Source organism: Janthinobacterium rivuli, from assembly GCF_009208735.1.
Lineage (GTDB): Bacteria > Pseudomonadota > Gammaproteobacteria > Burkholderiales > Burkholderiaceae_D > Janthinobacterium.
The window spans coordinates 1-262 of sequence record NZ_WFLJ01000091.1 but is presented as its reverse complement, the minus strand read 5'-3'; the positions used below and the strand labels follow the sequence as shown (position 1 = coordinate 262).

General features: G+C 51.9%; 1 rRNA gene. It reads right to left on the bottom strand.

Features of this window, described 5'->3' with window-relative positions:
* Positions 1-262 (bottom strand): 23S ribosomal RNA (locus tag GCN78_RS29065); the annotation flags it as partial.

Genomic DNA, 262 nt, shown 5'->3' with positions numbered 1-262 from the left:
TTCCTTCTCCCGAGTTCTCTCAAGCGCCTTAGAATACTCATCTCGCCCACCTGTGTCGGTTTGCGGTACGGTCTCGTATGACTGAAGCTTAGAGGCTTTTCTTGGAACCACTTCCGATTGCTTCGTGCACAAGTGCACTCGTCTCAACCCCTTGAATTGCGCACCCGGATTTGCCTAAGTGCCTTCTATGAGCCAAAAACCAACTATTCCAACAGTTGGACAACCTTCCGCGATCCGTCCCCCCATCGCATCATACGACGGT